The sequence below is a fragment of the Nostoc sp. genome (assembly GCF_036919495.1).
In the GTDB taxonomy this organism is placed as follows: domain Bacteria; phylum Cyanobacteriota; class Cyanobacteriia; order Cyanobacteriales; family Nostocaceae; genus Nostoc.
The window spans coordinates 105,760-112,464 of the sequence record NZ_JBALBZ010000050.1; the positions used below are offsets into that span (position 1 = coordinate 105,760).

The 6,705-nt window shown below is 39.4% G+C and carries 6 protein-coding genes; 4 read left to right on the forward strand and 2 right to left on the reverse strand.

Annotation, left to right across the window (positions count from 1 at the left end; all coding sequences use genetic code 11):
* Nucleotides 1-208 precede the first annotated feature (208 nt).
* The 3 genes from pip to V7K25_RS07100 all read left to right on the forward strand — a co-directional run bounded on the left by pip (nt 209) and on the right by V7K25_RS07100 (nt 3,167).
* On the forward strand, nt 209-1,159 hold the full coding sequence (gene pip, locus V7K25_RS07090) for a prolyl aminopeptidase (protein ID WP_335156411.1): 951 nt from the start codon (nt 209-211) through the stop codon (nt 1,157-1,159).
* A 467-nt stretch (nt 1,160-1,626) separates the two neighbouring features.
* Complete coding sequence (locus V7K25_RS07095; RefSeq protein WP_335156392.1) at nt 1,627-2,268, forward strand: DUF4232 domain-containing protein; 642 nt, start codon at nt 1,627-1,629, stop codon at nt 2,266-2,268.
* Nucleotides 2,269-2,369: 101 nt separating this feature from the next.
* Nucleotides 2,370-3,167, forward strand: coding sequence for a GH25 family lysozyme (locus tag V7K25_RS07100; protein WP_335156394.1), 798 nt, complete (start codon nt 2,370-2,372; stop codon nt 3,165-3,167).
* A gap of 324 nt (nt 3,168-3,491) precedes the next feature.
* On the opposite strand, the gene V7K25_RS07105 is transcribed toward V7K25_RS07100, so the two are convergent.
* The gene (locus tag V7K25_RS07105) at nt 3,492-3,941 is read right to left on the reverse strand and encodes an NUDIX hydrolase (protein WP_335156396.1); all 450 of its coding nucleotides are present in this window, start codon (nt 3,939-3,941) and stop codon (nt 3,492-3,494) included.
* Nucleotides 3,942-4,344: 403 nt separating this feature from the next.
* Nucleotides 4,345-5,310, reverse strand: coding sequence for an RsmB/NOP family class I SAM-dependent RNA methyltransferase (locus V7K25_RS07110; protein WP_335156398.1), 966 nt, complete (start codon nt 5,308-5,310; stop codon nt 4,345-4,347).
* 164 nt (nt 5,311-5,474) lie between these two features.
* Here V7K25_RS07110 and V7K25_RS07115 point away from each other — a divergent pair.
* On the forward strand, nt 5,475-6,705 hold a 1,231-nt coding region (locus V7K25_RS07115), incomplete at its 3' end, for a DUF2157 domain-containing protein (RefSeq protein ID WP_335156400.1).

Below are 6,705 nucleotides of genomic sequence, written 5' to 3' on the forward strand. Positions count from 1 at the left end.
AGTCCTAATCCCCTAATTAAAATTAGGGGAATTTTTTATTTTTTACTTGTTAATCAGCGTACCTGCCATTTTTTGCAGTTTTCTGCCCACTTCTTCTGAGGCGATCGCACTCTAGGTGGAAGGCCATTAGAAGGTTGTATCATGGGTATCGGGTTTATTTGATTTGACAAGCGATCGCAATGACAACATTACTGATAAAATATCCAAAATGCGAGAACTTTACCCAGCGATCCAACCTTATTTAGAAGGTAGTTTACAGGTTTCTGACCTTCATACCATTTATTTTGAAGAGTCAGGGAACCCCCAAGGTCAACCCATCGTTTTGCTGCATGGCGGCCCTGGTGGTGCATGTCCAGCTTTTTATCGGCAATATTTCCACCCCGAAAAATGGCGGTTAGTCATGTTTGACCAGCGCGGTTGTGGTCAAAGTACGCCCCATGCAGAATTACGAGAAAACACCACTTGGGATTTAGTCAGTGATATCGAAAAACTGCGCCAATATTTAGGGATAGAAAAGTGGGTGGTCTTCGGTGGAAGTTGGGGTAGCACTTTATCATTAGCCTACAGTCAAACCCATCCCTCTCGCTGCGCGGGATTAATTCTGCGTGGTATCTTCATGCTGAGGCAAAAAGAGTTGCGCTGGTTCTATCAAGAGGGTGCTAGCTATATTTTTCCTGATGCTTGGGAAGAATATCTTAAACCAATTCCCGTAGATGAACGTGATGATCTGATTGCAGCATATTATAAACGCTTGACCAATCCAGATTTAGAAATTCAATTAACAGCAGCGCGTGCTTGGTCAATTTGGGAAGGTAGTACAAGTAGACTGTTCTTAGATCCAGAACTCATGCAAAAATTTGGCGAGAGTGAATTTGCTTCAGCTTTCGCACGTATTGAATGCCATTACTTTATGAATAAGGGATTTTTGGAAACAGAAGATCAATTACTCTTAAATGTAGACCGTATCCGCCACATTCCGGCTGTAATTGTTCAGGGACGCTATGATGTAGTCTGCCCAATGATATCAGCTTGGGAATTGCATCGCGCTTGGCCGGAAGCCGAATTTATAGTGGTTCCTGATGCCGGACATTCGATGAGTGAACTAGGAATTCGTAGTGCTTTGATTGAGGCAACAGATAATATAGCGCTTCTCAATTGAGTAGAATACAGACCTAATATCGTGTCCAGTTATATTTTTTTTAAATATATAGGACTCATATTTGATTATTGAAATATACGTAGGGTGCGTTACGCCAAAGGCTAACGCACCGCCCAAAGGTTAGGTGCGTTAGGCTACGCCATAACACACCCTACTTACTACTTAGATTTTTTCAGAAATCAAATCATAGTACTATAGGTAGGATACAAAAGCATTGCATAACGTACAGTCCTCTTGAGAGGACTTTAGCTATTAGCCATAGGTTTCTAATCTATGGCGGTTTTTGGGAATAGTGCAAGATATAAGTATTAGATTTTTTCAAACATCAAATCGGATTCCTATATCGAATTCAGTTGAATACTTAACCTGTGAGACGGGAGAGTTCACCAAAGCAGGGGATGTGAATTTGGAAACTTACACTGTATATAAAGCATCAGTGTAAGTAGTTCACTACAAAAAAAGAAAATATGCGAATTTCAATTGTGGAAAGCAGTATATTGTTGCTCCTAACTACAATGACAACTGGCTGTGTCGGTTATTCCTCTGTTACAAAACAGCAGCAAGCCTTACCGGCAAACACTGAGCAAGCAACGAAGGCAACTGTGTTGACTTCAACACCTACACCGACTGAAAAAACTACAGACAATTCTACGCCTCAAGCCACTATTGCCACGAATCCGACGCGCTGTGAAACTAGCCAATTATCAGTGCGCCGAGTCTCCCAAGATGCTGGCGTTGGCAATGTTGCACTTACCTACGCCTTCACCAATAACGCCTCATCCCCTTGCACCCTCTACGGTTATCCAGGATTGGCACTACTGGATGAAAAAGATCAGCCTTTGAAGGGGGTAAAAATTCTTCGCTCCGAGGCCACTTACTTTTCGAGTAAGCAACCTCGACAACAAGTAACTCTAACTCCTGGAAAACAAGCCTCATTTCAGATAGCATATAACCACATTCGTTCCACAGAGGAACAATGCCCAATGTCTAGTAAGATTGAAATCACACCTCCTAATGCTTACAAGCACTTTACCCTCACAGAACAAATCAATCCTTGTACAGGCAAAGTTAGAGTGACTCCAGTACGAGCCGTTAACACTCAACCCTAGTAAATTTCTGTAATTTACTCAAATACCCAGGAAAAGCATAAATTTAATCAAAGCCTCTGATAAGTTCAGTATTGTACTAATCAAAAAGGTTAAAAAAATCTATGGAAGGAATTGATGTTTACGAGAAAGACGGCAGAGTAGATTGGACAGCAGTAAAAAACTCTGGTAAAACTTTTGCCTTTGTCAAAGCCACAGAAGGAGTTACCATTAAAGATTCTGCTTTTGCTCATCATTGGCAGACTATGAAAACTGTTGGTATTATTCGGGGTGCTTATCATTTTCTTCATTCCCATACATCAGACCCGGTTGAGCAAGCGAAGGAATTCTTAAAAACCGTGGGAAAATTAGAACCAGGAGACTTACCACCAGTTTTGGATGTAGAGGTAATTGATAAAGGAGGAAATAGCCAAGAAGTAATTAATGCAGCAAAAAAGTGGTTAGCAGAGGTGGAAAAAGCCCTTCTACAACAAACACACAAACCAATCAAACCAATTATTTATACTTACCCCAATTTCTGGGAAGAAGAACTTAACAATTCATCTGATTTTGCTAGTTATCCCTTATGGATTGCCAACTATAATGTTAAGGTTCCACATATTCCTAGCGCTTGGCAGGGGCAATACCTAATCCATCAATATGAAGGTGACGTATCTGGTGTAGCTGGTGTTAGTGGTCAAGCCGATTTGAATAGATTTAATCCCTTACAACTAGAAGATTCTGGTCTGAGAGTAAAACAATTACAACAGCAATTAAAAGATATTGGATTGTATACTGATGCCATTGATGGGCATTTTTCTCAGTCAGTTAAGGATGCAATTGTTAGTTTACAAACATCTAAAGGATTACAAGCTGATGGAATTGTCGGTATAAAAACTTGGGTAGCTTTATTGTGGATTTAGAACGAATTGTACACTCAATAAATAGCGCCATACTCACCACTAAAAAAATGTAACCATAGATGATGCTTTACATTTAAGGTTGACTTTTTTTAATTAGCGATGCCTACGGCGGGCTACGCCTACGCAGTTGTTTTAACTATAGCTATTTATTGAAAATCTCTCAAATTGCTTCCAGGGTTTTTCAATAAGTAGCTAGCCATAAATAAATTCAAATTTGTAGTAAAGACTTTAGTCCTGAGAAACCTTACTGTAAGCGATGAATCGGTCAGTACAAACTAAGATTTTATTGTAAGTTTAATTCTGATACATAATTCATGTATTTTTCTATACTAGATTAGCATCTCGAAATGCACAAAAGTGAGATTTGACCTGGAAAAAACTTTTAAGGATTCGTTTAAGTGAATTAAACTTAACCCACCTAATAGCTGTAGCCGCTTCTACCCACTGCCGTTTTCTTTTACTTGCTTCTGGATAATCTTCACTTAGCATCTCAACTGGTAACAAATACATCTTTACTCGGTAAGTTTTGCCTCCTTTGCGGTATTTGTAACTACCGAGTTCATTAGTATCTACCTGCCCAATCACCCCTGCTTCTTCCCACGCCTCTTTGGCTGCTGAAGCAGGCGGACTCATGCCATTAGGAATATCTCCTTTCGGAATTACCCAGTGTTGAAAGTTACGGGTTGTGATTAGCAAGATTTCAATTTTGCCATTGTTGATTCTATAAGGAATCACCCCAGACTGTTTAAACACTTTGCTAACTTTTCGACTCATGTCATTTGCATCCTTTACGGTCTAGCTTTTTTGTACAATGTTTCTTTCAAAAAGTCGAGAGCTGATACCGGATAAATTTTAGTTAACCTTAGGTTATGAAAAGGTTAAAGTCTTTAACCATAAAAGTTAATTATTGAAAGTTATTGATTATTGAAGTAGCACCGCACAACCACAAGTCAAAAGTCAAAAGTCAAAAGTCACGCATAATTCCAAGCTTTTGTGCCATTTGAAATGATATGCTTATTTCTGCCGTGCTGTACTAGGTTTCTAACCTTATAAATATAAAATCAATTCCTGTAAAAAGTGTACTTCTGATGGCTGATTGACAAATGTAGCACTATTCAAAACATTAGATATTCTATAAGGCTTAATGCTAAAATATCTGCTATCAATTTAACTAACTTTACTTTTTCAGATTTTGGTAGATATACAGCGAAGAGATTGTATTTAAATCTACTTCTTTACCCTCATCTTCATGCTCGTTAGTATTTTTAAACAGTATTGTAAATGCGCCAGCACCTAACATATCTTGAGGAAACATCCGATAACAAGGCATTGTAGTTAAATGCGACTGATATTTGGCTAAATTACTAACTTCTATTGCCTGAAACTGGGGAAAACGTTCCAAAAACCATTCACAAACTTGCTCATTTTCTTCGGGTGAATATGTGCAGGTCATATAAGCAAGATAGCCTTGTGGTGAAACAAGTTTAGCAGAGTTAGCTATAATACGTTTTTGCCGATTTGCGCTCTTATTAATAGCAGTTGGATGAAAACATCCGGGAGCTTTTTCACCTTTAGCAAGTAAAGATTGTCCAGTACAAGGAGCATCTACTATTACTAGATTGCTAGAGTCGGGAAACATTTCGGCAAATATACTCGAATCTCTATTAACTACTGCACTAGGGCTAATCTGGCAACGTTTCAAATTAGAAATTAGCATTCCCAGACGTTTGCCAATTACTTCATTACTGATAAGTAAATCAGGTTGTAAAGCTTTCCAAGCGAAAATACTTTTACCTCCTGGTGCGGCACACATATCAAAAACTAAACTTACTGGCACAGGAATAGCTAACAAAGTAGTAGCTGCAAACACCGAAGAAAAGTCTAAACAATAGAAATATCCTTGTTGATGCAAGGGATGCTGACCGGGTTTTTCTCCCCAGCATAAACGGTCTATAAATTGTGGTTGCCAATAGGTTGGTGTTTCCACTGTAAAAGGCGAAATCTCTGGCTTTTCTTTACACCAAAGAATACTAGATGAAAATGGCTGAGGATTCATTAAAGCCTGAATAAATTTTTCTTGCTCATCTAGATTAGTGAACAAACGCCGCGAGACTTTAAGTAATAAATTAGAAGGTTTTTCCATGTAGATTATTAATTACGAATTAGGAATTAGTCCGTTGTATCAAAATCAAAATAAAACTGTTACACAAGAACAATGTAATTAAGGCTTTTGGCTTCATACTCAAAATATAATGACCGCCATTGGGAACGCAATGGCCAAGCTACCCCACTGCACCGGAGAAGGTCATGTTCTTAGATAGTTTTCCGCAAAAATTACGCAAAGAAGCACAATTATGGAGGGATGAAGGATTAATTAGTTCTTCGCTGTATGAGCAAATAGCAGAACGTTATCAATTTAAGAACCTGGAAGCTGCTACACGCGATCGCAATAAAGCGATCGCGATTGCTATAGGCGGCATACTTTTATGCTTAGGCATAATTACCTTTGTAGCAGGAAACTGGCAGGGAGGATCGCGAGAAGTCAAGTTTATTCTGCTGATAAGTTTGTTTTTTGCGATCGCAATCACTGGTTTTTACAATTGGATAACACCTGAAGGAAAGAAGCCACAAAAAAGCAAACGCTTACTGGGAGAGGGATTGCTAATTTTAAGCGCCTTCATCTTCGGTGCAAATTTACTGCTGATAGCCCAGATGTTCAATATTGCTGGTTCAGCTTCCCAACTATTTCTCGCCTGGGGGTTGGGTGTTGTAGTGATGGCCTTCAGCTTGTTCTTAAATTCTTTAGGAATTCTGTCAATTATCCTCGTGGAAATTGGCTATTGGACAGGATTAGAAGACTTGTGGTACGCTTCAGGCGATCCAACTTGGTCGCGCCTAGTGGTGCAGCACATGCCTTTGTTGGCATGGCTGGTGTTTGTACCCTTAGCCTACTTCTGTCGCTCGCGTTGGATTTTTGGTCTAGCAGCCTTTGTCTTTGCTAGTTCCTTACAAGCCAGCCTTAATCCTCTACCACTGCTGAATTATGCTGATATAGCCCCTTGGGTGGCATCTTTTGCTTTTGCCCTCCCACCGGCATTATTCTGGAGTTATGATGACTTGCTGTTTCCAAGCATAAATTACAGGTTGTTTCAATCTCTGGCCCGTAATTTAGCGTTGGTAAGCTTCGGCATTGTCTTTTATATCTTGTCTTTTCGTTGGGTCTGGGAATCTCCAAATTATAGTTATAATCAGCCTACAAATGTGACAAACTTATTCGAGTCTCTGCCGATTATCGATTTGGGGATTCTCAGTGGCTTGGCAGTATTGCAATGGTTGTTTCTACTGCGTCAAAGAAATAACCCTCCGCGCCGCGAAGTTATTTTCACTACTGCTGTCATTAGTACCTTTCTTGCCTTTATTACCGTAGTACCTTTTTGGCATCAAACTATCAGCCGGATTGATGAACTTGGTGTTTTTATTTTCAATGTACTTCTAGCAACATTAGCCTGGGGACTAATTCAAGAAGGATTGAAATTAA

What these genes read in the sequence shown, in the direction of transcription:
- pip (WP_335156411.1), top strand. Translation starts at nt 209, where the DNA reads ATGCGAGAACTTTACCCAGCGATCCAACCTTATTTAGAAGGTAGTTTA.
- V7K25_RS07095 (WP_335156392.1), top strand. Translation starts at nt 1,627, where the DNA reads ATGCGAATTTCAATTGTGGAAAGCAGTATATTGTTGCTCCTAACTACA.
- V7K25_RS07100 (WP_335156394.1), top strand. Translation starts at nt 2,370, where the DNA reads ATGGAAGGAATTGATGTTTACGAGAAAGACGGCAGAGTAGATTGGACA.
- V7K25_RS07105 (WP_335156396.1), bottom strand. Translation starts at nt 3,941, where the DNA reads ATGAGTCGAAAAGTTAGCAAAGTGTTTAAACAGTCTGGGGTGATTCCT.
- V7K25_RS07110 (WP_335156398.1), bottom strand. Translation starts at nt 5,310, where the DNA reads ATGGAAAAACCTTCTAATTTATTACTTAAAGTCTCGCGGCGTTTGTTC.